Annotated in this window: 24 protein-coding genes; 14 read left to right on the forward strand and 10 right to left on the reverse strand. The window is 64.2% G+C overall.

What is annotated here, in order from left to right:
* The first annotated feature begins 98 nt into the window (after nt 1–98).
* The 3 genes from XB14_RS05440 to XB14_RS05450 all read left to right on the forward strand — a co-directional run bounded on the left by XB14_RS05440 (nt 99) and on the right by XB14_RS05450 (nt 2,194).
* Nucleotides 99–1,025: a glycine betaine ABC transporter substrate-binding protein gene (locus tag XB14_RS05440; RefSeq protein ID WP_077960645.1), complete on the forward strand. Its 927-nt coding sequence runs from the start codon at nt 99–101 to the stop codon at nt 1,023–1,025.
* Complete coding sequence (locus tag XB14_RS05445) at nt 1,022–1,729, forward strand: L,D-transpeptidase (RefSeq protein WP_143348239.1); 708 nt, start codon at nt 1,022–1,024, stop codon at nt 1,727–1,729. Before XB14_RS05440 ends, XB14_RS05445 begins: the two co-directional genes overlap by 4 nt.
* A 168-nt stretch (nt 1,730–1,897) precedes the next feature.
* Nucleotides 1,898–2,194, forward strand: coding sequence for a hypothetical protein (locus XB14_RS05450; protein ID WP_234803968.1), 297 nt, complete (start codon nt 1,898–1,900; stop codon nt 2,192–2,194).
* 59 nt (nt 2,195–2,253) lie between these two features.
* Here the strand turns inward: XB14_RS05450 and XB14_RS32495 are convergent, their stop codons facing one another.
* The 3 genes from XB14_RS32495 to XB14_RS05460 form a co-directional block, all read right to left on the reverse strand.
* Complete coding sequence (locus XB14_RS32495; RefSeq protein ID WP_143348240.1) at nt 2,254–2,433, reverse strand: hypothetical protein; 180 nt, start codon at nt 2,431–2,433, stop codon at nt 2,254–2,256.
* 509 nt (nt 2,434–2,942) lie between these two features.
* Nucleotides 2,943–3,542: a class I SAM-dependent methyltransferase gene (locus tag XB14_RS05455; protein ID WP_077960647.1), complete on the reverse strand. Its 600-nt coding sequence runs from the start codon at nt 3,540–3,542 to the stop codon at nt 2,943–2,945.
* A gap of 191 nt (nt 3,543–3,733) precedes the next feature.
* Nucleotides 3,734–4,606 (reverse strand): arginase family protein, encoded by an 873-nt coding sequence (locus XB14_RS05460; RefSeq protein WP_234803970.1) that lies wholly within the window; start codon nt 4,604–4,606, stop codon nt 3,734–3,736.
* Nucleotides 4,607–4,767: 161 nt separating this feature from the next.
* Between XB14_RS05460 and XB14_RS05465 the strand changes: the two genes are divergently transcribed.
* Complete coding sequence (locus tag XB14_RS05465) at nt 4,768–5,430, forward strand: LysE family translocator (protein WP_077960648.1); 663 nt, start codon at nt 4,768–4,770, stop codon at nt 5,428–5,430.
* A gap of 112 nt (nt 5,431–5,542) precedes the next feature.
* Here XB14_RS05465 and XB14_RS05470 read toward each other — a convergent pair whose 3' ends face one another.
* Nucleotides 5,543–5,992 carry a hypothetical protein gene (locus XB14_RS05470; protein ID WP_077960649.1) on the reverse strand — a complete coding sequence of 150 codons (450 nt, stop codon included), beginning with the start codon at nt 5,990–5,992 and terminating at the stop codon, nt 5,543–5,545.
* Nucleotides 5,993–6,392: 400 nt separating this feature from the next.
* Nucleotides 6,393–8,027, reverse strand: coding sequence for an arylsulfatase (locus XB14_RS05475; RefSeq protein ID WP_077960650.1), 1,635 nt, complete (start codon nt 8,025–8,027; stop codon nt 6,393–6,395).
* Between the two features lie 543 nt (nt 8,028–8,570).
* Between XB14_RS05475 and XB14_RS05480 the strand changes: the two genes are divergently transcribed.
* Nucleotides 8,571–9,800 carry a PLP-dependent aminotransferase family protein gene (locus XB14_RS05480; protein WP_077960651.1) on the forward strand — a complete coding sequence of 410 codons (1,230 nt, stop codon included), beginning with the start codon at nt 8,571–8,573 and terminating at the stop codon, nt 9,798–9,800.
* 270 nt (nt 9,801–10,070) lie between these two features.
* Nucleotides 10,071–10,841: a siderophore-interacting protein gene (locus XB14_RS05485; protein WP_077960652.1), complete on the forward strand. Its 771-nt coding sequence runs from the start codon at nt 10,071–10,073 to the stop codon at nt 10,839–10,841.
* Between the two features lie 66 nt (nt 10,842–10,907).
* Here the strand turns inward: XB14_RS05485 and XB14_RS05490 are convergent, their stop codons facing one another.
* On the reverse strand, nt 10,908–12,323 hold the full coding sequence (locus XB14_RS05490) for an MFS transporter (protein ID WP_077960653.1): 1,416 nt from the start codon (nt 12,321–12,323) through the stop codon (nt 10,908–10,910).
* A gap of 149 nt (nt 12,324–12,472) precedes the next feature.
* On the opposite strand from XB14_RS05490, the gene gcvA reads away from it, so the two are divergent.
* From gcvA to XB14_RS05510, 4 genes are all read left to right on the forward strand, one after another.
* Nucleotides 12,473–13,417, forward strand: a complete 945-nt coding sequence (gene gcvA / locus XB14_RS05495; RefSeq protein ID WP_077960654.1) for a transcriptional regulator GcvA — start codon at nt 12,473–12,475, stop codon at nt 13,415–13,417.
* A 166-nt stretch (nt 13,418–13,583) separates the two neighbouring features.
* On the forward strand, nt 13,584–14,138 hold the full coding sequence (gene recX, locus XB14_RS05500; protein ID WP_077961891.1) for a recombination regulator RecX: 555 nt from the start codon (nt 13,584–13,586) through the stop codon (nt 14,136–14,138).
* Between the two features lie 134 nt (nt 14,139–14,272).
* On the forward strand, nt 14,273–14,794 hold the full coding sequence (locus XB14_RS05505; RefSeq protein ID WP_179119534.1) for a MarR family winged helix-turn-helix transcriptional regulator: 522 nt from the start codon (nt 14,273–14,275) through the stop codon (nt 14,792–14,794).
* Nucleotides 14,791–15,711, forward strand: coding sequence for a DMT family transporter (locus XB14_RS05510; protein WP_077960656.1), 921 nt, complete (start codon nt 14,791–14,793; stop codon nt 15,709–15,711). The genes XB14_RS05505 and XB14_RS05510 overlap by 4 nt, the downstream gene beginning before the upstream one ends.
* A 50-nt stretch (nt 15,712–15,761) precedes the next feature.
* Here the strand turns inward: XB14_RS05510 and XB14_RS05515 are convergent, their stop codons facing one another.
* Nucleotides 15,762–16,232: a group III truncated hemoglobin gene (locus XB14_RS05515; RefSeq protein WP_077960657.1), complete on the reverse strand. Its 471-nt coding sequence runs from the start codon at nt 16,230–16,232 to the stop codon at nt 15,762–15,764.
* Nucleotides 16,233–16,542: 310 nt separating this feature from the next.
* On the opposite strand from XB14_RS05515, the gene XB14_RS05520 reads away from it, so the two are divergent.
* The 4 genes from XB14_RS05520 to XB14_RS05535 all read left to right on the forward strand — a co-directional run bounded on the left by XB14_RS05520 (nt 16,543) and on the right by XB14_RS05535 (nt 23,253).
* Nucleotides 16,543–18,207, forward strand: a complete 1,665-nt coding sequence (locus XB14_RS05520; RefSeq protein ID WP_077960658.1) for an arylsulfatase — start codon at nt 16,543–16,545, stop codon at nt 18,205–18,207.
* 151 nt (nt 18,208–18,358) lie between these two features.
* The gene (locus XB14_RS05525) at nt 18,359–19,951 is read left to right on the forward strand and encodes an arylsulfatase (protein WP_077960659.1); all 1,593 of its coding nucleotides are present in this window, start codon (nt 18,359–18,361) and stop codon (nt 19,949–19,951) included.
* Between the two features lie 27 nt (nt 19,952–19,978).
* Entirely contained in the window at nt 19,979–20,776 is a 798-nt protein-coding gene (locus XB14_RS05530; RefSeq protein WP_077960660.1) for a hypothetical protein, read from the forward strand.
* A 224-nt stretch (nt 20,777–21,000) separates the two neighbouring features.
* Complete coding sequence (locus XB14_RS05535) at nt 21,001–23,253, forward strand: arylsulfatase (RefSeq protein ID WP_210190005.1); 2,253 nt, start codon at nt 21,001–21,003, stop codon at nt 23,251–23,253.
* A 130-nt stretch (nt 23,254–23,383) separates the two neighbouring features.
* On the opposite strand, the gene XB14_RS05540 is transcribed toward XB14_RS05535, so the two are convergent.
* The 3 genes from XB14_RS05540 to XB14_RS05550 all read right to left on the reverse strand — a co-directional run bounded on the left by XB14_RS05540 (nt 23,384) and on the right by XB14_RS05550 (nt 25,747).
* Nucleotides 23,384–23,725, reverse strand: coding sequence for a DUF6616 family protein (locus XB14_RS05540; RefSeq protein ID WP_077960662.1), 342 nt, complete (start codon nt 23,723–23,725; stop codon nt 23,384–23,386).
* A 327-nt stretch (nt 23,726–24,052) separates the two neighbouring features.
* Nucleotides 24,053–24,877, reverse strand: coding sequence for a DUF1194 domain-containing protein (locus XB14_RS05545; RefSeq protein ID WP_234803971.1), 825 nt, complete (start codon nt 24,875–24,877; stop codon nt 24,053–24,055).
* 51 nt (nt 24,878–24,928) lie between these two features.
* Nucleotides 24,929–25,747, reverse strand: a complete 819-nt coding sequence (locus XB14_RS05550; protein ID WP_077960663.1) for an arginase family protein — start codon at nt 25,745–25,747, stop codon at nt 24,929–24,931.
* Nucleotides 25,748–25,817: the final 70 nt, after the last annotated feature.

A 25,817-nucleotide genomic window follows, 5' to 3' on the forward strand; every position in this document is an offset into this window, starting at 1 on the left:
CGTCGCTAAAGCACGACATACGCATTCACGACGTCATTCGCATCGATTGCTCGAGGCCGGAGGGGATTGTGAAGGAAAAGTCGAGGTTTCTGCCAGCCATGCTGGCTGCCATGCTGGCCGCATCCGTGGCGCTGCCTGCCACTGCCGCCGATCTGGTGATCGCCATGCCGAACTGGCCGTCGGGCCAGGCGACGGCCAATATCCTGAAAGTGGGCATCGCCAAGAAGTTCGGGCTCGATGCCGAGGTCAAGGAGCTCGGCACGCTCAATGCCTTCGTCGGTTTCGAGGCGGGCACGGTCGATATCCAGCCGGAAGTCTGGCGGCCGAACTTCGAGGACGTCGTGCGCAAATACGTCACCGAAAAGAAGGTCGGCCAGCTGACCGAACGCAGCGTGCCGGCCTGGCAGGGGCTTTGCGCCACGCCGGAAGCGGCCAAGACGATCAAGTCGGCCGCCGACCTCAGCGATCCCGAAAAGACGAAGGTTCTCGACACCGACGGTGACGGCAAGGGCGAGATGTGGATCGGCGCCGCCACCTGGCTTTCGACCGGCATCGAGCGGGCGCGGGCAGCCGGCTACGGCTATGACAAGACACTGACGCTGTTCGAGGCGGAAGAGGAGGTGGCGATGGCGGCAGTCGATGCGGCGGTCGCGACCGAGCGGCCGATGGTATTCTACTGCTACGCGCCGCATCACGTGTTCGAGCTGCACCCGATCGCACGGCTCGAAGAGCCGCCGCACGATGCCGCCACGTGGAAGATCGTGCCGCCGAACGATCCGCTTTGGGTTTCGAAATCCAGCGCCTCGACGGCCTGGGAGGCGGGGCATTTCCAGATCGCCTATGCCACCGCCTTCGGCAAGAAACACCCTGATGTCGCGAAGTTCCTGGAGAAGGTGGATTTCTCGCCGGAGGAAGTGACGAAGATGAGCTACGCGCTGGAGGTCGAGCGGCAGGCGCCGGCCGACTACGCGAAGAAATGGGCCGAAGACAATGCGGCGCGCATCGACGGGTGGGCCAAGCCATGACCGGAACCTCTGACGACAATCGCCTTGCCGGCAAGGGCCGGCCCCTGTGGACGCGGCGCAGGCTCGGCATCGCCGCCCTTGCCGCCGCCCTTACCTTCGGGCCGCTCGCCGCATGGGCGCAGACGCAGATCTATGACGCCCGCACCAAGAAATGGGTGAACTACGACAAGAAGAAAGCGCGGCAGTATTTCGCCCGCAACAATCAGCCGCCGGAAGCCTTCCGCCGCCAGGTGGTGCCGTTCCGCACGGCGGAAAAGCCGGGCACGATCATCATCGACGGCAACCAGCACTTCCTCTACCTCGTGCAGCCCGGTGGCCAGGCGATCCGCTACGGCATCGGCGTCGGCCGCGAAGGCTTCGGCTGGGCCGGCATCGTGCGCGTCGGGCGCACGGCCGAGTGGCCGACCTGGACGCCGCCCGCCGAAATGGTGGCGCGCGACCCGAACGCGGCGAAATGGGCTGCCGGCATGCCCGGCGGGCCGGACAACCCGCTCGGTGCCCGCGCGCTCTATCTCTATGAGGGCGACCAGGACACGATCTACCGCATTCACGGCACGGTCGAGCCCTGGACCATCGGCCTCGACGTCTCCTCCGGCTGCATCCGCATGAACAACGACGACGTCATCGACCTGCATTCGCGCATCGAGATCGGCGCCAAGGTGATCGTGCTGATGCAGGGCGCGGCGCTCTACAAGGGCGTGTGAGACAGCAGAGGCAAGGCGGGCAGCCCGCGAGGGCGGCGCGTCGGCGCAGGCACCTTGCGGGCGCCAGGAAAGAACCGATCGGCAGGGGACACGCGTGGCCGATCGCGCGACGGAACAGGGACAGAAGATCCGAGGGGAGGATACGTGGTGAACGAGGGGATATCGCGCATGAAGGGCCTTGTTCTGGCGCTTGCGGCACTGGCCGCAGTGAGCGGATGCCAGTCGCAGCCCAAGCCCGAGGACATGGCCCGCACCAGCCTGCAGACGGCGCCGGCCGACCTGCAGCTTCTGTGCGCCCATGCCGCCGCCGGTGCTGCCCAGGTCGACAGTTCCAAGGTGCTGCCAACCAGTTCACGGGCGCTTGACGCTGCCAACTACAGCGTCGATCTCGACGCCGCCGGCCGCAAGTTCACCTGCATCGTGGATACGGCCGGCAGCGTGAAATCGGTGACGCCGGCCGGTTGAAATTCTTAAACGAAATCACGCGCGACGGCGCTGCGCTCCATGGACGGGCGCCGTTTAGATTACGCGAAGGTTGTGGCGCATCGGTGCAGGGTACACTCGGCCGGCAGACCGGCGGCAACGGCAATCGCCGCACTGCTCATCAGCATCTCGCGCCGCGTCAGGTTCTTGCCTCGATAAGCGCCAGCGGGTTCGCCGCCGCTTGTGTTTGCATGGGCGTTACTCGCTTGCAGTTCAGGCATGCGCACCCCCTGGAAAAACCATCCGGCCGGTCGGCGGATATTTATTCGATAATTCTAATATCTGCACCTTGCGGTAGCGCCGTCAAATTAACTTTGTCGTGTTGACGGGGGCGGAACGCCCAATGGCGGGGCGGCCTATCGCCGGCTGTACTGCGCGAAAATCCACGCATCGTCGCCGATGATTTTGCACAGAATTGTCGTTGTGCAGTGCAAATTAATATTATTGCATTGCAAATAACGGCCTGCCCGGTTGTTCCGGGGAAATAGTATATTTCCCGATTTCCCTTCCAAGTTCAGGGAATCTGTGCTCTCATAGGTTTAGTTGGAAGGAGGAAATGCCATGCTCTCATTCTTCGAGCATTTTGCACTTTTCGACGCCCTGATCGTTGCGGCGATCTGCACGCTTCTGATTTTGAGTTACTTCAGCCGCGAGGCCTGAGGCGGCGCAAGGGTTGCGGGATCCTTTCCGATCGCAAGGATCGGCTGCCTGCGCCTGGGCGCGACACGCTTCAACCGGCATGGATTGCGGTCACGTGCAGCCAGCGCGTCGGCTCGCCGTCATAGCCACCGCCATCGGCCTCGCTGATCTCGACGTTTGACCAGCCCGCCTTTTCGAAGCAGTCGCGCAGCCACGCCGCTGATGGATAGTTGAAGTAGCGGCCGAAGCGGTCGTGGCCCTCCGAACTTCCGGCCTTGAAGCTCGCCTGAACGAAACCGCCTGGCCTCAGCGCCTGGCGAATGCGGGTGAGCACATCGGCCAGTTCCGCCCGTGGGACATGCAGAAGCGAGGCCTCGGCCCAGATGCCGTCGAAACGCGCCTGCCAGTCGATTTCCTGGAACCTGACGACTTCCACCTTGCGGCCGACCCGCGCTTCCGCCTCGCGCGCCAGTTCCGCCGAGCCGTCGCAAGCGGTGACGTCGAGCCCATGCTCCAGAAGGATGAGGCTGTCATGGCCGCCGCCGCAGCCGAGATCAAGCACGGCGGCGCCCGGGGGCAACCGGTCGATGAAGGCGGCGAGGCGCTCGGTCGGCGGCTTGCGTTCACGCCCGGCATAGGTGGCGGCGTTGTCGCGATAAAAGGCGAGCGTCTCGTCGTGTGGATTTGGCATGAATGCTCCTCGGTGGCCGGTGCTGGGCGCGGCGCGGGCGGGAGAGGCAAGTGCGCTACCGCGTGTCTCCTCCAATCGTGGCCGAGCAAAGGAAAAACATGCAGGAATTCATAGTGCTACAGCTTTTTTTGCGCGGCTGACAAGGCGCGCGGCGCTGCAGGCAGGGGCCGGGGCAGGCGGCTCCGCATCGGTTACGTCTCCCCGCCGATCAGCGGCAGTGCGCGCAGCATGTTGCGAATGGCGATCGCGTCCCAGGGCAGGTGTTCGGTGATGCCGAGCCCGACGACTTCGGCTTCCGCGGCAACGTCATTCAACAGGCGCACGACCTCGGCGATCGTCATGCGGCCCTGCGGGATGCCGGCGAAAGCGCCGGGTGCTGCGTCCGGCCGCGAGAAATAGAGCGAGCGAAGCCCGGCGGGATCGATGACATCGAGGTCGAAGTGAATGGCGACGTGCCGTGCGCCGGTCGAACGCAGCCAGTCGATGACCGGCTTGCTGGTTTCGATGAGTTCGGACGGCGTCGCGAGATTGAGCCCCAGGCGGTCGACGGTGGCGCGCTCGGCCGGCGACATGTCGTAGAGGCCGGCATACATCACCCTTTCCGGCCTGATCGGCCTTGCCACCCGCCCGGTAAAATCCGCGTCGCCTTCGCCCATCAGTTGGGCGAGAACCATGGTATGCGCATGGGTGCTCTCACCCGGTGTCCTGATATCCGGATGGGCGTCGACCCAGAGCACCGCAAGATCGCCCTCATAGCGCTCGTTCAGATAGGCAAAGGGGGCAAGATCGACGGCGCAGTCGCCGCCGAGAACGACGACGCTGTCGGGCGCTTCCTCCTTCAGGATCGCTTGCGCCGCGTCGAGCTGGCGCAGAAGGGCGCTGCGGGCGACGATGCCGTCTTCGAGGGGAAGTGCCGTGCCGTCCGGTTCCGGCACCTCGACGGTTGCGACCGGCCCGGATGCGGCCGGCGCCAGAAAGGCGAGCAGTTGCGCGCCGAAGTGATAGGCTTCCAGCGTTCCGCCCTGCCATTGCGGGATCTGCAGACGCAGCGTTTTTCCGCTCACCGTTCCCTCCTGCCGACGTTCTCCTGCCGAGTTTGGCGACAGACTAGACGAAGATGACGACCGGCGGAGAAAAATATCGCGGGCTGCCAGAGAGCGGGCTGATCGACAGGCCGGACGCTTCCGGATAAGGGTGTTAAATCTGACCTGAACCGGAATCTCCGATGGCCGAACTCCCCGTCCTGCTGACCTTCGTTGCGGCTCTCTTCGTTCTCGAAATCACCCCCGGTCCGGACATGATGCTGGTTCTCGCCCGCGGGATCGGCCAGGGGCGCCGGGTGGCGCTGCTGACCGTCGTCGGCATGGTGTTTTTCGCAGGCCTGGTGCAGGTGGGCCTGCTGGTTCTCGGCGTCGCCTCGCTGCTGAGGGCCTATCCCGCCGGGCTGATGCTGCTGCAATGGGTGGGGGCGGCCTATATGCTCTATCTCGGCGCGCGCATGGTCTGGTCGAGCTTCGGCGCCGGTGCCGCGAAGAAGGGGCTGGCGGCGACCAAGGTTTCCGACTGGCGCGCGGTTCGCGAGGGAACGATCAACAGCCTGACGAACCCGAAGTCGCTGCTCTTCATGTTCGCCTTCCTGCCGCAGTTCGTCGACCCGGCTGCCGGCCCCGTGTGGCTGCAACTTGCCGTGCTCGGCACCGTGCAGAAGCTTGCCGGCATCCTCTCGCTCGGTTCGGTAGCGCTCGCCTCAGGCACGGTCGGGCAGGCGCTCTACCGATTTCCGCGGCTGCTCGCCTGGCAGCAGCGCTTCACCGGCGCCATCATGCTTGCGCTCGGTTTCCGGCTCCTGTTCTCAGGTCACGCGAGCGCGCCGGCGGTCAGGCCATAAAGCGCTCCTCGCCCCGCCAATGGCGAGGACCGCGCATTGCCTGCCCAACGGGCAGAGCGTGCGCGGCTAAGGGCCGGGCTCTGCCTCGTCGTGTTGTGGCCGGGTTAACGTCTTACTTGGAGGCCTGGGTGGCGCCCAGCACGTAGCCTCCGTCCCAGTGCCAGATCTGCTTGTCGTCGACCGTGACCTTCACGATCGCCTGGAAACCGGAAAGCGTGCCGCTGCCGGCATGGAAGGCACAGGTTCCAAGCGGCGGGCTGGCCGTGTCGTAGACGACGCAGTATCCGACGGCCGAGTCGCCGTTGCCGACGGCAATGACCGCGGTGCTGCTGGAGAACAGCGGATTGGCGACCACAGGCCCATAATAGAGGATCTTGGTGCCAGCCGGGATCGCCTCGAGGTTCGATTCCGTGATGGTGCAGAAGCTCGGCGTTTCGCCGGTGAACTGGCTGCACTCCTTGGCTATCTTGAGGGGTTGCGTTGCGGGTGCTGCGGGTGCCGCAAACGCCGATGATGCCAGCGCCAGGGTGGCGCCAGCCGACAGGATAAACAGTCTGCTCATGGCCTAGTCCCTCCGGTCGAATTGACGGCCGAATATTACTCCTCGCCCCAACTGCCCGCAATTTGCCCCTTTGGATCATAGGCGGGCTGAGGGATCCCATGGGAGCCAACCGATCCTGCAAGCACCGCTTTGCGAAATGGAAGGGCGGCGGGGACAGCGTGGAAGTGCTGCGGCCGGTCTGTTCTAGAGCATCCTGCCTTCAAGTGGAATCACTTGCGGGCGGGAAGATGCTCTAGAATCAAAGTGCTAGAGCGTCCTTTGTGCGTTCGTATGAACGCACGGCGCTCTAAAACCCGCGCATGGTGCGATGTCAGGCCGACCGCGCACTCCCGTCGGCGCCAATGAAACGCCGTCCCGCAGGTGCTGCCCTGCGAGACGGAAGCGGCAAGGGGCATCATGCCTATTGCTTGCCGCCGGTCGAAAGCTTGTCCATGACCTCGTCGAGGTTGAAGCTCGCCGGCTTCTGGCGGATCGGGAACTCCTCAAAGCTCTTGAGCCATTGCGCGACGATCGCCTGCGAGGGAACGACGACGAAGGCCCGGTCGAAGAACCACTTTTCATATTCGATCGATTCATCGCCGCGCTCGAACGGGTCGGCGCGCAGGTTGAAGAGTTTCGGCGCGCGCAGCGTCGTGAAGGCGTCGCGCCAGACGCCGATGCCGGTGCTTTCCTGCGCCTTGAACACGACCTTCCAATCCTGGAAGCGCACCGCGACCAGCTCGCCATCGTCGTTCCAGTAGAGGAACTCGCGGCGTGGCGCGTCCTTCACCTCGCCGCGGAAGAAGGGCATGAGATTGTAGCCGTCGAGATGCACCTTGAAGGTCTTGGTGCCCGCCTGATACCCGGCCTTGCACTTGGCGACGATGTCGGGCTCGCCAGCTGCCGCGCAGAAGGTCGGGATCAGGTCGTAGTGCGAGAACATGTCGTTGTAGACGGTGTTCGGCTTGATGACGCCCGGCCAGCGGATGCAGGTCGGTACCCGATAGCCGCCTTCCCAGTTGGTGGCCTTTTCGCCGCGGAACGGTGTGTTGCCGCCATCCGGCCAGGTCATCACCTCGGCGCCGTTGTCGGTGGTGTAGATGACGATGGTGTTTTCGACGAGGCCGAGATCGTCGAGCTTCTTCAGGAGATCGCCGACCATGCCGTCATGTTCCACCATGCCGTCGGCATAGACGCCCTTGCCGGTCTTTCCCTCCGATTCCGCCTTCAGGTGGGTGTTGACGTGCATGCGGGTGGAGTTGAAGTAGCAGAACCAGGGCTTCTGGGCGTTGTGCTGGCGGTCGATGAAATCGAGCGCTGCCGCGAGGAACTCGCCATCGACCGTTTCCATGCGCTTCTTCGAAAGCGGGCCGGTGTCTTCCACGCGGCCGTCGGCATAGGAATGGATGACGCCGCGTGGGCCGAAGCGTTTGCGGAACTCCGGGCTCTTCGGATAGTCGGGGTTTTCCGGCTCCTCCTCGGCATTGAGGTGGTAGAGGTTACCGAAGAACTCGTCGAAGCCGTGCGCGGTCGGCAGGAATTCGTCCTTGTCGCCGAGGTGGTTCTTGCCGAACTGGCCGGTGGCGTAGCCCTGCGCCTTCAGGAATTCGGCAACGGTCGGATCTTCCGCCTGCAGGCCGAGATCGGCACCGGGCAGGCCCACCTTGGTCAGGCCGGTGCGGATCGGCGACTGGCCGGTGATGAAGGCGGCGCGTCCGGCGGTGCAGCTCTGCTCGCCGTACCAGTCGGTAAAGAGCGCCCCCTCGTTGCCGATGCGGTCGATGTTCGGCGTGCGATAGCCCATCATGCCGCGGTGATAGATGCTCGGATTGAACCAGCCGATATCGTCGCCCATGATCATCAGGATGTTCGGCTTGCCGCCGGCGCCTGAGGCCGGTGCCGTCGATTGCTGCGCGCGGACCGCAGGGGCGGAAACGGCAAGCGCTGCGGCGGCGAGCGCACTGCCGCCGAGCAGCAGGTCGCGGCGGCTGACGCTCAAATGCGCTTCGTTTTGAGGATCTGTCTGTTCGGGATCGCATACCGGATGCTTGCTCATGGCACGTCGCTCCATATCGCCAGAGGGTTCGAGACCTTTGTGCCGCTTGGTTCGTGCGATCGGGATCGTGGCCGAGGGCAATCCATGCGGCACATGAAAGTGCTACAGCAGCCGGTCGCGTCCGCGTCGACGTGCGGCGCTGTCATGAAAGACAATCGGTGGACGCGCGACTGTGCGCCCGCTTGTGGCAGGCGGCAAGGATGTAACAGTTACGCGAATGGCTTGCTTTGCCGGATGGCGCGTGGCATTCGGCTCGGATTGACGTAACGTCAGGTCCTGGACGCAACGTGTGAGGAGCTCGAAAAGCCCGAAAAACGCACGGAATTAGGTCAATAATATTGACATAAATTAGCCGCCGTGGTCCTGTCGCTTCACCGTCAGGAGCATCCCGTTTTCAAGTGTGATCGCTTGAAGCGGAAAGATGCTCTAGAACGAAAATACCAGAGCGTCCTTTGTGCGTTCATCTGAACGCACGGCGCTCTTCAATGAAGCGGGAGGAAGCGGAGAACCGCTTTCCGCATATAATCTCTGAGGAAACACCCCATGCTGGATTGGGAACATATCTTCGCGACGCGCTCGAGCCGGATGCGCGCCTCGGAAATCCGCGAACTCTTGAAGCTGCTCGATCGCCCCGACATCATCTCCTTTGCCGGCGGCATTCCTGATCCTGCGCTGTTCCCGGATGCGGAATTCAAGGACGCCTATGCGGAAATCTTCTCCGGTCCGGCGGTCAGCGCCGCGCTGCAGTATTCGGTGAGCGAAGGCTACAAGCCGCTGCGCGAATGGCTCGCCAAGGAGATGGAAAAAATCGGCATCCCGGCCGGCGCCGACAACATCTTCATCACATCCGGTTCGCAGCAGGGCCTCGATTATATCGGCAAGCTGTTCCTGTCGCCGAACGATACCGCACTTGTCACCTGGCCGACCTATCTCGGCGCGCTGCAGGCGTTCAACGCCTATGAGCCGACCTATGACCAGCTGAACCCCAACGGCAACCGCACTCCGGAAGCCTATCGCCAGGCGGCAACCGAAGCCGGCGGCCGCGTCAAGTTCGCCTATCTGTCGGCCGATTTCGCCAACCCGACCGGCGAGACCGTCGACCGGGCCGGGCGCGAACGCGTGCTGGCGCTGGCGGAAGAGCTCGATATTGCCGTCATCGAAGATGCGGCCTACCAATCGCTGCGCTACGACGGCGAGCCGGTGCCGCCGATCCTGGCGCTCGAAATCGCCAAGAAGGGCGACATCAACAACACCCGCACCATCTATTGCGGCTCGTTCTCGAAGACGCTCGCGCCCGGCCTTCGCGTCGGCTGGGTCTGCGCCTCGGAAAAGGTGATCCGCAAGCTCGTGCTCTTGAAGCAGGCGGCCGATCTGCATTCCTCGACCATCAACCAGATGGCGATCTGCACCGTTGCCGAGCGCGGCTTCGATGAGCAGGTGGCGAAGATCCACCGGGTCTACAAGCAGCGCCGCAACGCCATGCTCGCAGCGCTTGAAAAATATATGCCCGCAGGCGTGTCCTGGACGAAGCCGGAAGGCGGCATGTTCGTCTGGGTGACGCTGCCGAAGGGCATGGATGGTGCTGCACTGCTGGCAAAATCGATCGAGACCGCCAAGGTCGCCTTCGTTCCCGGCCGCGCCTTCTTTGCCGATGGCTCGGGCGAAAACACGTTGCGCGTCTCCTTCTCCTGCGCCAACGACCAGATGATCGACGAGGGCATCCGCCGGCTCGGCGACCTCGTGCGCGGCGAAGCGGCAGCGCTGGCAGCGTAAGGCTTCGTCAGACCTTCCTCATTTCGGGAAACGCGCTCGCTCCGGCGGGCGCGTTTTTCTTTTGGCTGGTAAAACCTTCGTGTTTTAGTCAAGATGACGCATTGATCGAAGCGGGGCCTTCCGATAGTTAGAACGTGACATGACCGGGGCACTCCCGGCCACGTAAGCGTTAACGTCACTCAACGCGTATGATCGAACGGCCAGAAGCGGCTTCGATCTGCGCGACTGTGTCCTGCGGATCGAGCTTTCAAGGCCCTCCAAAGGATGCAAATGGACAATTCTCCCAACTATTCCCATCTCCCGACGCCGCGCATCGAGCGTGTTCGCCACGAGCTGAAGCGCCGCTCGCTCGTCGTTTCCGGCATCGAACGGGTGACGCCGGGCATGCTCCGGATCACGCTTTCCGGCGAGGATCTCACCGACTTCGTCAGCCTCGGGGCGGACGACCACATCAAGATCTTCGTGCCCGGCGCCGACGGTGCCGTCGAGCACCGGGACTATACGCCACGGCGCTACGACACCGACGCCCGCATGCTGGCGCTCGATTTCGCGTTGCACGAGGCAGGCCCCGTGACCGCTTGGGCGATGAAGGCCTCCGTGGGGGACAAGCTCGAGATCGGCGGGCCGCGCGGTTCGGCGGTCGTGTCTGGAGATTTCACGCGATGGCTGCTGATCGGCGACGAGACGGCGCTGCCGGCGATCGGGCGGCGGATCGAGGAAACGCCGGCGGGGCATCAGATCACCGCGATCGCCGTCGTCACCGGGCCGGACGAGCGGCAGGCCTTCCGCAGTGAAGCGGCGCTCACCACCCGTTGGGCCTATCGCCCGCTTGAGAAAGCGAACGACCCTTCGGCGTTGCTGTCGCGTGTGCGCGAAGTTCCGCTCGAACCCGGCACCTTCGTCTGGATCGCGGCCGAAGCGGCGGTGACGCGGGCGATCCGCACCCATTTCGTCGAGGAGCGCGGCCTGCCGCTCACCTGGCTGAAGGCTTCCGGTTACTGGGTGAAGGGCAAGGCCGACAGCACCGAGAAGTTCGAGTAGGAACGGGAAGGGGCCGGTCGCCGGGGTAATCCTCGCGACCGGCCCGTGTCCGTCTGCCGATACGCTTCAGCCGCGCCGGTTGAGCAACTGTGCAAGCAGGGTCAGGACGGCGAAGGCGAGGATGACGAAGACGCCGGGATAGAGCATTGAAAGCGTCGTGCCGGGCATGATCGTGGCGGTGACGACCGCAAGGCCGCAGGCGCCGCCCACCTGTAGCGAACTGTTGAGCAGGCCGGCGGCAAGCCCCTGTTCCTCGTCCGCCACGCCATTGGTGCCGGTGACCATCAGGGCGGAGATGCTGAGCGCAAAGCCGATGCCCCAGAGCAGGGCGGCCGGCAGCAGCACCGTCCACAGGTCGGGCGTCGGGCCGATCCGCAGCATCAGGAGATAGCAGGGCACGAAGGCGACAAGGCCGACCATCAGCACACGGTTGACGCCGAAACGGTTCATCAGCGCACCGAGCTTCGGCCCGAGGATGACGACCATGAGGCCGGCCGGAAGCAGGACGAGCGCCATGTGCAGCGGCGTCCAGCCGTTGAGGTTCTGCAGGTAGAGCGCGATGAGGAACTGGAAGCCCATGGCACCGCCATAGAGCAGGGCGGCGCTGACATTGGCGGCCACCAGGCTTCTGTTGCGGAAGATGCCGAGCCGGATCAGCGGCTCTTTCACACGGCGCTCGATCGCCACGAAAGCGACGAGGAAGAGGGCCGAGAGCGCAAAACCGCCGATCGTGCGCAGCGACATCCAGCCGACATCAGCGGTCGAGGCGATGGTGAAGACGAAGAGCAGCGTGCCGGCGACGAGGGTGACGGCACCGGCGATATCGGGCCTGAGGCGTTCCGTGCGCGGCGGGTCCTTCGGCAGGAAACGCAGCGCGGCGATCATCAGGAGCACGGCGATCGGCGCCGGCAACACGAAGATGTAGCGCCAGTCGAGCGCCGCAAGCAGGCCGCCGACGATGAGGCCGGAGGAGTAGCCCGAGGCCTCGAAGAGGTTGAAGATGCCGAAGGCCTTGTTGCGGTGCGGGCCTTCGGGGAAGGTGGTGGTGAGCAGCGACATGGCGGCCGGCCCGGTAAAGCCCGCCGTCATGCCCTTGATGAAGCGCGAGACGATCAGAAGCACGGGATCGTTGGTGACCATGCCGAACAGCGAGACGACGGCAAAGACGCCGAGACCGGCCACAAGCACGCGCCTGCGGCCGAAAAGATCCGCACAACGTCCGCCGAGGAGCAGGAAGCCGCCGAAGGCGAGGATATAGGCGCTGACCAGCCATTGCGCGGTGGCGGCGCTGATGCCGAATTCCGCCTGGATTTCGGGGATCGCCACGGCGATCATCGACATGTCGAGGCCATCGAGCAGGATCACCCCGCTGAAGATGAAGAGCGCCACCCAAAGGCGCGGCGGCCATCTCAGCGCATCGCCACGGTCGATCGACGGGGCACCAACGGTGCGCTCGTCGCTCGGGGTCAAGCCAACTGACATCTATGTTCACTCCATGGATTGGGGGCATCGCCACGCGGATTTCCGCGGTTGCGATGACCCGGATCATCAATGGCTCGATCATTCCCGATTGATCGATCTTTGAAAAACAAGTACTTCTCGATGGATCATTAAACTGGGCTTGAAGATCCATGAGCCGAACACTGCCAGGAACGCGTGCGCTGCGGACATTCGAGGCCGCCGGCCGCCACCTCAATTTCACCCGCGCCGCTGACGAGGTGGGGCTGACGCCGGCGGCGGTGAGCTACCAGATCAAGGAAATCGAGGACCAACTCGGCCTCGTGCTGTTTGCGCGCAGCAGCCGCAGCATCCAGCTGACGCCGGCGGGCGCCGTCGTGTTCGAGGCAACGGTCCAGGCGCTGGAGGCGCTTCAGGGTGCCGTCGGCCGCGCCCGCAGGATGGCGCGCGGCGCCCGGGAGCTGCGCGTGTCCTTGACCCCGCGTTTTGCCACCAACTGGCTCCTGCCGCGGCTGTCGCAGTTTCGCGCCGCCCATCCGGCGATCGAGCTGACATTCGACATCAACGACGAGGTGAGGGATCTCGATACCGACGATGTCGATCTTGCCATTCGCTTCGGCTCGGGCCGGTATCCTCAACTGAGCGCGGAGCGCCTGTTCGAAGCGGTGATCGCGCCGGTGTGCAGCCCGAAGCTGATATCGGCCGGCGGCGAGCCCAAGAGCCCGCATGCGCTGTTCCATCACACGCTCTGCCATGTCGAGTGCTACACCGAAGGCATGCTCTGGCCGAACTGGCGCATGTGGATGGCGGCTGCCGGCATCGACGATTTCGACGACAGCCGCTGCGTCGCCTTTACCGACACGAGCCATGTGGTGGAGGCGGTGATCAACGGCGGCGCGGTCGGGCTCGTCGACCTCGCGATGATCAAGAACGAACTGGCGGAGGGGCGGCTGGTGCGGCTGTTCGACATCGGCGTCAGCCTTGGCGGCGACTATGCCTATCACCTGGTCTATCCCGAAAGCGCAAGCCAGGACCCGCGGATCCTCGCCTTTCGCGACTGGATGCTGGCAGAGGTCGGCCGGGCGAAGACGGAACCGGTTGCCGACTCGGCCGACTGACGCCGCCACGACGGGCCGTCGGCTCGGGGCCGCGGAACAAAACCGGGAAAACCGGGCTTGGCGCCTGCCGCTGCGATTGCCTTGCCTGGCAGAGTCGGATCAAGTCTGCCCGTCGATGCGCCGTTCCTACATCGGGTTCGCGCCGGGAGATGGAACGGAATTGGACCTGGAAGACGAGACCGAGCAAAGGGACCAGCCGACGCCGCGCATGTATGCCTGGGCGCGCAATTCGGCCGCCTATCGGCTCGGGCGGCAGATGCTGACGGAAAAGCAGCTCTTCGACGCCATTTCGCGCAAGGCGCGCGAGAAGTTCGAGGATATCGGCGTCGCCCAGGTGGAACTGCTGGCGGCTGCCGCCGTGACCTTTGCCTATGACAATGGCGCGCTCAACGATCAGGCCTATGCCGAGATCAAGACCCGCTCGGCCATGCGCGGCGGCAAGTCGAAGCGGGCGATCGCGCAGAAACTGTCGGAGAAGGGCGTCGCCAGGGACGCCGTCGCTGCAGCCGTCGCCGAAGCCGACGATCTCTTTGCGGCCGTCGTGCTGGCGCGAAAGCGTGCTTTCGGCCCGTTCCGCAAGGCGGATCTCGACGAGAAGCGAACGACGAAGGAGCTTTCCGCCTTCGCAAGGGGTGGATTCAGCTTCGAACTCGGCAAGCGCATCTTTGCGATGTCGCGCGAGGAGGCCGAGGATATCCTGATGGCGGGCCGCTCTCTCTGACGGCCTTCCAGCTTTCCCGCCGCGAAACGGCACGACCGGAAGGCGCTGCGGTCGCCTTCACGGCCCGAACCTTCTACCGCTCCGGCATCAGGACCTGCCTTGGAATAGACATATGAATGAGTCATTCATTTAATATGACTTCGTCTCGTTTCATCAATCTGGTTGCGGCCCTCGGGACGGCTCTTGCCGACGCTCAAGGCCGCGCCTGCGAAAGCACCGGCGTTCTCCAGAGCGACGCCGCGGCGCTGATTACGGTCGGCTATCACCCGGGAATGTCCGTCGGTGCGCTGGCGCCGATCATCGGATTTACCCAGTCGGCCGCCGTGCGCTCGGTCGGGCGGCTGGTGAGCCAAGGGCTCATCGAGCGCGGACGCGCCAGGGACAAGCGTCAGGTCGAGCTTACGCTGACGCCGGCGGGTGCGTCGCTGCGCGAGAAAATTCTTGCCGCCCGTCAGCGCGCCGTCGAGACGGCGACGGCGGCGCTCGACCCCTGGCAGCAGGTCGATCTCGAGCCGATGGTCGAACGCATGCTCGCAGCACTCACGCGGGACCGGGAGAGTGCCGACCATATCTGCCGGCTTTGCGACGAGACCGTCTGCACGCCGGACACCTGCCCGGTCGAGCGCGTCGCGGTGCTTCAGGAGGCGAAGTCATGACCGGGCAGGCGGAGACAGCGGCAGTCGGCAGGCCGATCGCGCTTGGCGCCGCGGTCACCGCCATGGTGCTTTCCGCTGCCTGCTGGGGCTTTGCCACCGTCATGTCCAAGGGCGCCCTTTCGGCCTTCCCGCCGCCGGTGCTGGTCTGCCTGCAGCTCGGCGCCAGCGTCGCCTTTCTCTGGAGCGCGGTCGGCATCACCGGGCAGGGGATCCGCTTTGACCGCGCCACGCGGCTGGCGGGCTTGAGCGGCGTGCTCGAACCGGGGCTCGCCTATGTGTTCGGCACCTTCGGCCTGTTGTTGACGACGGCCGGCAATGCCTCGCTGATCGCGACGACCGAACCGCTGCTGATCGCAGTGCTCGCCTGGCTGCTGTTTCGCGAAAAGGTGAGGCCTGCGACCGTCGCGGCGATCCTTGCGGCGATGGCGGGTGTCGCCATGGTGACGGGCGCGCACGGCGCCGGCAGCGGCCAGAGCCCGCTCGGCGACGTCCTCGTCATCCTCGGCACGCTGTTTGCGGCGCTCTACGTGGTCGCGAGCAGCCGGCTCGTCGCCAAGATCGAGCCGCTGGCGCTGGCGGCGCTGCAGCAAACGGTCGGGCTGGTCTTTGCCGTGGCCTTCCTGCTCGCCTGGTCGCCGGAAGCGATCGCGGCGGATCTTGGCAAGGCGGATGCGGGCATGCTGGCGCTGGCGCTTGTCTCGGGCATCGTGCAATACGCGCTTGCCTTCTGGCTCTATCTGGTCGGGCTCAAGCGCCTGGCGGCAAGCACGGCCGCCCTGTTCCTGACGCTGACGCCGGTTTTCGGCATCGGCGGGGCAGCACTGTTCCTCGGCGAAGAGGTGACGCCGTGGCAGGCGGCGGGTACGCTGATCATCCTTGCCTCGGTTGCGGTCGCCTCTCAGGCGGCGCGGAAGTGACGCGGGTGTCGGCGGGGGGACAAGCGTCGATGGCGTGACGGCGGCCGGGATTAGCCCCGCTTCAGCGCCGGATCGTCGAGTGCCGGATTGTAGAAGAGCGAGAGCGTCAGGCTGCGGGCGATGCGTTCGGCCGTTGCCATGAACCAGGCCTTGGCCTCTCCGTTCGGGGCGATGTCGTCGAGCGTCGTCGAAAACAGCGCCAGCCATTTCGGGAAGAGATCGGGCGTCATGTTGGCGACGCCGACATGGGCCTGCACCGGCTTCCCGCCATAGCTGCCGTTGCGAAAGGCGACGGCCGACCAGAAGCTCTTCATCTTGTCCATGTGCTCCGGCCAGCGGCCTGAAAGCCTCGCGTCGAAGACGGGGCCGAGCTCGGGATGGGCAAGCACGCGGGCATAGAACGTATCGACCAGCCGGCCGATGAAGGCGTCGTCGATGCCGATCGCCTTCATCTCCGCTTCCGCCCGTTCGCGGATCGCGGCGACATGAGCGGCGCGGCCCTGCAGGTCGTTGTCGTCCATCTCAATGCCCTTCTCTCTGGCGCCCTTGGCCGTGGCGCTTGCCTTTGGCGCCCTGCATATAGGCACGTGGCGATGCTGCGCCAAAGGCCGAAGGCCCGGTTGCGGCAATCTGTCAGGGCCGCAGCCGGACCGGCTCGGCGAATTTTCTACCCCGCCTGGCAACCGATTGTCCGTAACGCACAAGGCGGAAACGGTTGCAGACCGGCTCATCGTAACTGTTACGTACTTGGACAGGTCCCCTCTGAGCGGCATCATCCACACGGTCCTAATTGAGCAGTGCGTTTCCGATCGCCTTAACAGGGAGAGTACGATGAGCATGCGTGATGACAGCAAGGCCACCTCCGCGATGGCCGAGAATGGGGTAACGGACGTCAGCCGCCGTGACCTCCTCCTCAGCGGAACGATTTTCGCGGCCGCGTCGCTGGTGGCATCCGGCGCTTCGGTGAGCCCGGCCAAGGCCCAGCAATCCACCTCCTCGAGCGGCAAGCCGCCGAACATTCTCGTGATCTTCGGCGACGACATCGGCATTCCGCAGATCAGCGCCTATACGATGGGGCTGATGGGCTATCGCACGCCCAACATCGACCGGATCGCAGCCGAAGGCGCGATCTTCACCGACAGCTACGGCCAGAACAGCTGCACGGCGGGCCGCGCCTCCTTTATCCTCGGGCAGGAGCCGTTCCGCACGGGGCTTCTCACCATCGGCATGCCCGGCGACCCGCATGGCATCCAGGACTGGATGCCGACCATCGCCGACGTGTTGAAGACCAAGGGTTATTCGACCGGCCAGTTCGGCAAGAACCACCTCGGCGACCGCGACGAGCACCTGCCGACCGCGCACGGCTTCGACGAATTCTTCGGCAACCTCTATCACTTGAATGCCGAGGAAGAGCCGGAGGGCTATTTCTATCCGAAGGATCCGGAGTTCAAGAAGAAGTTCGGCCCGCGCGGCGTCATCAAGTCGAGCGCCGACGGCAAGATCGAGGATACCGGCGCGCTCAACACCAAGCGAATGGAAACGATCGACGAGGAATTCCTGACGGCGGCCAAGGATTACATCGACCGGCAGGTGAAGGCCGACAAGCCGTTCTTCTGCTGGTTCAACTCGACGCGCATGCATGTCTTCACACACCTGAAGCCGGACTCGCTCGGCAAGACCGGCAAGGGCATCCATGCCGACGGCATGGTGGAGCATGACGGCCACGTCGGCCAGCTCCTGAAACAGCTCGACGATCTCGGCATCGCCGAGAACACCATCGTGCTCTACACCACTGACAACGGTGCCGAACTGGCGCTGTGGCCGGATGGCGCGCAGACGATGTTCCACGGCGAAAAAGGCACCACCTGGGAGGGCGGCTTCCGCATTCCGATGATGGTGCGCTGGCCGGGCGTGGTGAAGCCGGGCTCGCAGATCAACGACCCGGTGACGCTGATGGACTGGCTGCCGACCTTTGCGACCGCCGCCGGCATCGCCGACGTCAAGGAAGAGATGAAGAAGGGCTTCAAGGGCACGTCGAAGACCTTCAAGGTGCATCTCGACGGCTACGATCTGACGGGGCTGTTGAAGGGCGAGGCGAAGGAGCCGCCGCGTGACTCGGTCTACTACTTCGACCAGGGCGGCAACCTCAACGCTATCCGCTGGAACGACTGGAAGCTGAGCTTCGCCCAGGCGAGCCACGGCAACATCGCGACGGCCACCCGTGAGGTGCCGAGCTGGGCCGTCATCGCCAACCTGCGCATGGACCCTTATGAGCGCGGCATGGAGGATGGCGGCGGAGCGATCGAGTTCCTGGCGCGCAACATGTGGCTGCTGGTGCCGATCCAGGGCAAGATCAAGGAGTTCTTCCAGGACTTCAACGATTATCCGTACCAGGCCGGCAGCACGCTGAATGCCAGCGGCATCAACTACGGTTGGCTGGCGCAGCAGGCCGCGATGAAGCGGCTCGGCGAACTGGAAAGTCTGGCTCCGCGATAAAAGCTGAAAGCCCCGCCGCCGGCCGATCGCTGGCGGCGGGACGCAAGGTACCGGCGGCCTGCAAAAGGCCGCCACCTCTTGCCGCAGGTGAAGGTCCGGGCGGCATCCCCTTGAGGCATCCCTTGCGTTCGGTCGCAAAAAGGAGCGTATGATGTGCCTGCGGAGTCTGCGTGCCCTTGCCGTACACACGGCGATCCTGGCGGCGTTGCCGACGGTGGCGCCGGCGCAATCGGTGATGACCCAGGCCGTGCGCACGAGCGAGGCTCAGGAGCCGGCGCTGGCGCATGCCGACCAACAGTCCGCGGCGCAACAGAAGCTCGATACGCTTTATGCCAGGCTGGGCAAGAGGCCGAACATCGTCTGGCTCGTGGTCGACGACATGGGCTATGGCGATCCCGGCGCCTATGGTGGTGGAGCGGCGATCGGCGCTGCGACACCCAACATGGACAGGTTGGCGCGCGAGGGCCTGAGGCTCACCTCTGCCTATTCGCAACCCACCTGCACGCCGACACGCTCGGCGATCCTGACAGGCCGGCTGCCTGTTCGCACCGGCCTTACGCGGCCCATTCTTGCCGGCGACAAGATCACCAGGAACCCCTGGGCCGACGAGACTTCACTGCCGACGCTGCTTGGCGGGGCAGGGTACAAGACCGTGCTCTCGGGCAAATGGCATGTGGGCGAAAGCGAAGGCATGCGGCCGCACGAGGTCGGGTTTGACGAGTTCTACGGCTTCTACGAGGCCGAGAAGGAAATCACCCAGGCCGTGGACAAGCGGCGTTACCCCGATCTGGTGCTCAACCCCGAGCGGCTGGCGATGCTGAAGAAGACCGGGTCGGGCACGGCGCTGGTGCAGGCGGCAAAGGGCGGGCCGGTCAAGCAAGTCGAGCAGATCGACAGCATCGAGAAGATGGCCGAAGGCGACCGGATGCTCAAGGAATTCACGGTGAAGAAGATCAAGGAGCTTGCGTCGGGAACGGCGCCGTTCTTCCTCGAGCACTGCTTCATGAAGGTGCACGCCGACAATTTCGCCTCCAAGGCCTTCGAAGGCAAGAGCGGCAGCAAGTACCCCTACAAGGACGATGTGGTGGAGGTGGATGCCTATATTGGCGAGATCGTCGACGCGCTCGATCAGGCCGGCGTGCTCGACAACACCTTCATCTTCGTCACCTCCGACAACGGCCCGCAGCTCGATAGCTGGCCTGACAGCGGCTACACGCCGTTTCGCGGCGCCAAGGGATCGGCCTGGGAGGGCGGCATCCGCATCCCGGCGATCGCCTACTGGAAGGGCATGATCAAGCCCGGCCGCGAAAGCGACGAACTCTTCGACCTGATGGACCTCTTCAACACGTCGCTGAGCCTTGCCGGCATCAGGGACAAGGTGCCGACCGACCGTTACATCGACGGCATCGACCAGACCTCGTTCCTGCTTGCCGACGACGGCCGCTCCAACCGCGAGAAGGTCTTCGTCTGGAACGAAGGCGACCTGATGGCCTTGCGCATGTACGAGTACAAGATCCACTTCAAGATCGTGGAAACCAAGGCGCAGTGGCTGAACATCGACATGACGACGGTCAGCGACGTCGGCCTCGCGCCGTGGCTGTTCAACCTCTACATCGATCCGAAGGAAGAATACCCGGTCGGCCACCGCATGAATGCCTTTCTCGCATCGATGGTTGCCGAGGCGAAGGCACATGCGGCGACCTTCCAGAAATATCCGCCGAAGAACATCGGGCTCGGCAAGTGAGCGATCTGACGGGACAGGGGAGTTTTGATGGATTTTCTCGTTTCGCTCGCTGAAGTCAGCATCCTAGCCTTTGCGTTCGTTCTCCTGGTCGGCCAGCTCGCCGCGCACGAAATCGGTTATCGTTTCGGTGTGCGCAGCAAGGAGAGGGCCGGCGGCCAGACGGAGAATGTCGGCATCGTCGTTGCCGGCATGCTGGGGCTGCTCGCCTTCGTGCTGGCGCTCACCCTTTCCTTTTCGACCACGCGCTTCACCGAGCGCCGGCAGGGCACACTGGCCGAAGCCAACGCCATCGGCACCGCCTGGCTGCGTGCCAAGGCGATTGGCACGCCGGAAGCGCTCGATATCGCCAAGCTGCTGGAAGATTACACCAAGGCGCGCGAGGACTTCGTGCGCGCCGGCCGCAACAGCGATGCGCTCGCCAAGGCCAATGACGACACGTCTGCCCTGCAGCAGCAGATCTGGCAGCGCGTGACGACGATCGTCCAGCAGGACCCGGACCCCGTCTCGGCATCGCTGATGTCGGCGGTCAACGAGACCTTCGACGCGAGCACGGCCGAACGCTACGCGCTCGGCATTCGCCTGCCATGGCAGATCTTCTGGCTGCTCATCGGCGTCATGGTGTTGAGCATGGGCGCGCTCGGCTACCAGTTCGGCCTCAAGGGCCGGCCGGTGCGCTTGCTGATCGTGCTGCTGACGCTCGTCTGGACGGCGATCATCGTCAACATCCTTGACCTCGCTTCAGCCAGGGTCGGCAACTTCCGCACGGACACGTCGGTCTATCAGTGGACGCGGCAGGGATTTTCAGGCGCCGCACCGCCGCAGTGACCGTAGGCCCGTTCCGGCCGGACGGCGCGCCGTTGCCCGTCCGCTGCACAGCAGAGAATGCCGGACATTGAAGCAAATCGATGCGACGAAGAGAAAGGGTATGCGCCATGAGTTTTCGAGTACCCAGTCGATACGCAGCCTTGTTCGCCACGCTGGCGGTTTCTTTCCCGTTTGCAGTGCAAGCGGCTGATACCGTTGCGGCGAGCGCTTCCGGGCAGGTGGTCTTGCCTTATGCCGAACACAAGTTCCAAGGCAATGTCGGCACGACCTACAAGGATTCCGATCCCGCACTGTTTCCGGCGCCGATCAAGGCTCCGGATGGCGCGCCGAATGTCCTGCTGATCTTGTTGGACGATGTCGGCTTCGGCCAATTCTCGGTCACGGGCGGCGGTGTTCCCGCGCCGCATATGGAGGGGCTCGCCAAAGACGGCGTGCTCTTCACGCGTTTTCATACGACTGCGCTCTGCTCGCCTTCGCGCGCCGCGCTGTTGACCGGCCGCAATCACCAGGTCGCCGGCACGGGCGTCATTACCGAGCTCGCCACCGGCTATGACGGCTATACGGGCGTCATCCCCAAGGACACCGCCACCGTCGGCGAGATCCTGCGCCAGAACGGCTACGTCACGTCCTGGATCGGCAAGAATCACAATACGCCGATCTATGAAACGAGCCCGATGGGCCCCTTCGATCATTGGCCGAACGGGCTTGGGTTCGATTTCTTCTATGGCTTCATGGCGGGTGATACCAACCAGTTGAGACCCTATCTCTACCAGAACCAGACGGCACTCGGGACGCCGACGGGGGCCGACTACTACCTGAGCGTCGATCTCGCCGACCACGCCATCGGCTGGCTTGATACCGTGGAAGCCGTGCAGCCCGACAAGCCATGGTTCATGTATTTCGCGCCGGCGGCAACGCACGCCCCGCATCAGGCGCCGAAGAACCTCATCGACAAATTCAAGGGCCAGTTCGACATGGGCTGGGACGCCTACCGGCAACAGACGTTCGAGCGGCAGAAGGAAAAGGGCATCGTTCCACAAGATGCGGTGCTGACCGAGCGTCCCGCCAGCCTGCCGGCCTGGGACACGCTGAACGACAGCCAGAAACGTCTCTACACGCGCATGATGGAAGTCTTTGCGGCCTATGGCTATCAGGTCGACGAGGAGGTCGGACGGGTTCTCGACTACGTGGCGAAACTTCCCGACGCCGACAATACGATGATCATCTACATCGTCGGCGACAACGGAGCCTCGGCGGAGGGCGGCTTCGACGGAACGTTGAACGAGAACGCGTTCTTCAACGCCTATCTGATGACCTACGACCAGATGCTGCCTCGCATCGACGAGATCGGCACGGAAATGCACTTCAACCACTTCCCGGCCGGTTGGGCGCACGCGATGGACACGCCGTTCCAATGGACGAAGCAGGTCGCGAGCCATCTCGGCGGCGTGCGAAATCCGATGATCGTCAAATGGCCGGCGAAAATCCATAACAAGGGCCAGACGCGGACCCAGTTCACCCACGTGATCGACGTTGCGCCGACGATCCTTGCTGCCGCCGGGGTTGCCGAGCCGCGCAGCGTCAACGGCACGCCGCAAACGCCGATCCAGGGCAGAAGCTTCCTGCCGGTTCTCGACGATGGCAACGCCAAGGAGTTCCGCACCAGCCAGTACTTCGAGCTCTTTGCAAACCGGGGCATGTACAAGGACGGCTGGTGGGCGGCGTCGCTTGCCTTCGAGCCCTGGCAGCCGGAACGCGGCGAGTTCGATCCGATGACGGCCAAATGGGAACTCTACAACCTTGACGAGGACTTCACCCAGTCCAAGAACGTCGCAGCAGAGCACCCCGACAAGCTCGCGGAATTGACCGCTCTCTGGTGGGCGCAGGCATCGATCAACAAGGCGCTGCCGCTGGACTGGCGCGGTGCCGAGCGCTTCAGCGCCGAAATGACCGGCAAGCCAAATCTCGCCGCCGGCCGGACGAAATACGTCTATCCCGTCGCTCTGGCCGGGTTGCCGGAGGCCTCGGCACCGGACCTCAAGAACAAGTCCTTCTCCGTGACCGCCAAGGCCAATATCGGCAACAAGGCCAATGGCGTGATCTTCACGCAAGGCGGCAACACAGGCGGCTGGGCCTTCTATCTCAAGGAAGGAAAGCTTCTGGCGGTGCACAACTTCCTTGACCTCGAACGTTACTCCATCGGCAGCGAGGCACCGATCGCGGCCGGCGAGCGGGAACTGAAGATGGACTTTGCCTATGAAGGGGGCAAGGACTTCGGCAAAGGCGGCACGGTAACGCTCACGGTCGACGGCAGGGAAGTGGGCAAGGGCCACATCGAGAAAACGACACCCTTCAAGTACTCGCTGTCTGAGAACCAGGACATCGGCAGTGATACAGGGACACCGGTGACCTACGATTATGCCACGCCCTTTGCCTTCGACGGCAAGCTGGAAGCGGTGACGGTCGAGGTCAAGTAGAAGGCCGCCCCGCAATCCGGCATTGCGAGACGCGGTGAGCGTCGCGCCCGTCGCCTCTGGCAGAACGCCCCGTGTTCTACAGCCCCCTCAAGCCGATCGTGACTTGAGGGTCCGGGACAGCATCGGCCGCTCAGGCGGCCGCGCCGAGCTCCGCGAGGTGGCCGGCGAAATCGGTGCCTTTGCCGCCGGCATTGATCGTGTCGAAATATTCGTGCCAGCCCGATTGGGCGATGCCGGAAACAAGCGCCTCGAGCGCCGTCGCATCCGGGCAGCGCCAGACCGCGAAGAAGGTCTGCGATGCCGCATGCAGCTTCGACTGGTCGACCTTGCCGAAGGTGATGAGCTCGACGCCGAGCGCCGACAGCGCCGGCATGGCGGAACCGATCGCGGTGAAGAACTGCTGGCGGCCCTGCCGGGAGAGGGCGAGCCACGCCGGCTTGGCGCTGTAAAGTTCGGTCAGGTAGTGAGGCATGGTCTGCTTTCGTGTCAGTGTCTTTGGATCATTCATTGTTTCATCGAAACACTGAAGTGACCGAAGTCTTTGAAATTATGCAATTCTGGACGGAAAACCGTTTCACACGCTTCCTGGAATTGCTCTGGTCTGTTGCGCACACCGGGCGATGAACCGTTTCATGCTGCTGGAATTTCTAAGTCAACACTTTGCCCTGCCGCTGTTGTGGATAGAGATCCCGGCGGCCGGCTGAAGCGGCGCGCCTGCAACGCTGCGTCTTGGTACGAGAGGATGTCGACAAAGGCCGGCCCTGAGGCCGGCCCTGATGCGCACGGCGTGACTTCGGACCTACTTCCCGATCATGCGCTCCTGCATCTCCTCGCCGATGAAGCAATTGTAGCCCTGTGTGACCTGCGCGCGGTGCACCATGGCGGGGGACAGGCGGCTTATCTCCAGGCCGGAGATCTCGGTGACCAGCTTGCGCAGAATGGCGCTCGCAAACGCGCCGCTATCCGTCACCTTCACCAGAAAGGCGCCGTCGCCACCGATCACGCATTCGCGGTAATAGGCGTCGAGATCGGGGATCGCGGCGGAGTCGAAGGCCACATGCGTCTTCAGCATGATCGGGAGGCCGTCGATCGTGATGCCGCGGGCGACGGTGGAGTTGCGGGCGACGGGAGCGGGGACGCCGGAATTGTTGGGACCGTCGCCTGAGATATCGATGACGCGGCGGCTGCCCGCAAAGGGGCTGTAGTCGAACAGCCGTCGGGTGAAGGCCAGCGTGTTGGAGATCGAGGTGAAGGCGATCCGCCGGATCGGCTGTCGCCGCAGCAACTCGGAATATTGCGCCGCCGTGCTGCGACCGTCGATCAGGGTCCAGGGCGTGACCTGCACTGCCGAGCCGCCCCATTCGACATAGGTGACGGCGATGCGGCCGAAGGGGCCGTTCTCGATCGCCTCGATCAGTGCGGGCTGAAGAAAGGCCGCGACATAACCCTGCCGCTGCAGCCGCTGCTCGTCGAGTTCCATGGAATAGGAGACGTCGACGGCGAGCACCAGTTCGAGATCGACGCTCAGCGGCTCGGCGGAGGTGTTTCCGCCAAGCAGGCAGGCGCAGGCGAGAAGGGCCGATCCGAGCTTCATCGCAGCCGATACCGAACGCAAGCGGGGCATTCATGCTACGCCCAAACGGGCTTTGTGCAATGAGGCGCGTCGGCCGCCGCCTCAGCGGTTGAGCTTTTCGAGAAGCGGCTCCAAGGCGTCGATCAGCGGTTCGGGCGAAACCGGATCGCCGCCCGCCGACCAGACGTCTTGAAACTCGGCGATTTCGAGCCCGACGACCTCGTTCTTCGCTAGAGCCACGCAGGCTGCACGCAGGTCATCGAGCGACAGCCCGTCGTCATGCCGGTAGTCGGTCGGGACAATACCGGGGTTCAGCACGTCGCAATCAAGGTGGATATAGACCGGTCTGCCGGCGACGGCTTCGGCGAGCCTTTGCGGCAGGTCGGGGCCGGGGCGGATATGCGGAATGCCCTTCGCCGCGATGAGCTCGGCCTCGAACGGGTCGAGGTCGCGCTGGCCGACCAGCACGACATTGCCGATGGAGAGCCCGTCGCCAAGACCGGACTGCCAGAGGCCGCAGGGCCCCGACAGCGCCAGTCCGCCGAGGTAGCCGGTGCTGCTGACCTCGGGCGTGTTCAGGTCGCCATGGGCATCGAACCAGACGACGACCACGTCTTTGTGGTGCCTGGCGACGGCAGGCAGCGTTGCCAGCGAAACTGCGCAGCGGCTCGTTGCTGCCAGCGAAACCGATCCCGCGGCGTAAACCGTCTCGAATCGATCTTGCATGCGCTTGAGCGTCGGCATCGCCGCTTCGAGCTCGACCGTCCAGTGGCCGTTCAGCGCCGGCTCCGGGTCTCCGATCACCACGGCTTCGAGGCCGAGTTTTCGGGCGAGGCCGGAGGCAACCGACTTCGCGCCGGGAATCCCAAGGTCGTTATGGTCGCCGGCGCGACCCTGAAAGCAGGTGAGGGCAATTGGCATCGATGGTAACTCCCGCTCGCGTTCGGACCGAACGAAGCACAGAGGCCGTCGATCTGGCAAGGCCGGAAGC

Origin of the sequence: Ensifer adhaerens (assembly GCF_002007205.1) — a bacterium.
Taxonomy (GTDB): domain Bacteria; phylum Pseudomonadota; class Alphaproteobacteria; order Rhizobiales; family Rhizobiaceae; genus Ensifer; species Ensifer adhaerens_D.

Coding starts and splice junctions, on each gene's coding strand:
- XB14_RS05445 (WP_143348239.1), top strand. CDS start 1,022: ATGACCGGAACCTCTGACGACAATCGCCTTGCCGGCAAGGGCCGGCCC.
- XB14_RS05525 (WP_077960659.1), top strand. CDS start 18,359: ATGTGCCTGCGGAGTCTGCGTGCCCTTGCCGTACACACGGCGATCCTG.
- XB14_RS05455 (WP_077960647.1), bottom strand. CDS start 3,542: ATGCCAAATCCACACGACGAGACGCTCGCCTTTTATCGCGACAACGCC.
- XB14_RS05480 (WP_077960651.1), top strand. CDS start 8,571: ATGCTGGATTGGGAACATATCTTCGCGACGCGCTCGAGCCGGATGCGC.
- XB14_RS05490 (WP_077960653.1), bottom strand. CDS start 12,323: ATGTCAGTTGGCTTGACCCCGAGCGACGAGCGCACCGTTGGTGCCCCG.
- XB14_RS05520 (WP_077960658.1), top strand. CDS start 16,543: ATGAGCATGCGTGATGACAGCAAGGCCACCTCCGCGATGGCCGAGAAT.
- XB14_RS05470 (WP_077960649.1), bottom strand. CDS start 5,992: ATGAGCAGACTGTTTATCCTGTCGGCTGGCGCCACCCTGGCGCTGGCA.
- XB14_RS05540 (WP_077960662.1), bottom strand. CDS start 23,725: ATGCCTCACTACCTGACCGAACTTTACAGCGCCAAGCCGGCGTGGCTC.
- XB14_RS05545 (WP_234803971.1), bottom strand. CDS start 24,877: ATGCCCCGCTTGCGTTCGGTATCGGCTGCGATGAAGCTCGGATCGGCC.
- XB14_RS05505 (WP_179119534.1), top strand. CDS start 14,273: ATGACTTCGTCTCGTTTCATCAATCTGGTTGCGGCCCTCGGGACGGCT.
- XB14_RS05510 (WP_077960656.1), top strand. CDS start 14,791: ATGACCGGGCAGGCGGAGACAGCGGCAGTCGGCAGGCCGATCGCGCTT.
- XB14_RS05465 (WP_077960648.1), top strand. CDS start 4,768: ATGGCCGAACTCCCCGTCCTGCTGACCTTCGTTGCGGCTCTCTTCGTT.
- XB14_RS05530 (WP_077960660.1), top strand. CDS start 19,979: ATGGATTTTCTCGTTTCGCTCGCTGAAGTCAGCATCCTAGCCTTTGCG.
- XB14_RS05550 (WP_077960663.1), bottom strand. CDS start 25,747: ATGCCAATTGCCCTCACCTGCTTTCAGGGTCGCGCCGGCGACCATAAC.
- XB14_RS05475 (WP_077960650.1), bottom strand. CDS start 8,027: ATGAGCAAGCATCCGGTATGCGATCCCGAACAGACAGATCCTCAAAAC.
- XB14_RS32495 (WP_143348240.1), bottom strand. CDS start 2,433: ATGCCTGAACTGCAAGCGAGTAACGCCCATGCAAACACAAGCGGCGGC.
- XB14_RS05440 (WP_077960645.1), top strand. CDS start 99: ATGCTGGCTGCCATGCTGGCCGCATCCGTGGCGCTGCCTGCCACTGCC.
- XB14_RS05515 (WP_077960657.1), bottom strand. CDS start 16,232: ATGGACGACAACGACCTGCAGGGCCGCGCCGCTCATGTCGCCGCGATC.
- gcvA (WP_077960654.1), top strand. CDS start 12,473: ATGAGCCGAACACTGCCAGGAACGCGTGCGCTGCGGACATTCGAGGCC.
- XB14_RS05485 (WP_077960652.1), top strand. CDS start 10,071: ATGGACAATTCTCCCAACTATTCCCATCTCCCGACGCCGCGCATCGAG.
- XB14_RS05450 (WP_234803968.1), top strand. CDS start 1,898: ATGAAGGGCCTTGTTCTGGCGCTTGCGGCACTGGCCGCAGTGAGCGGA.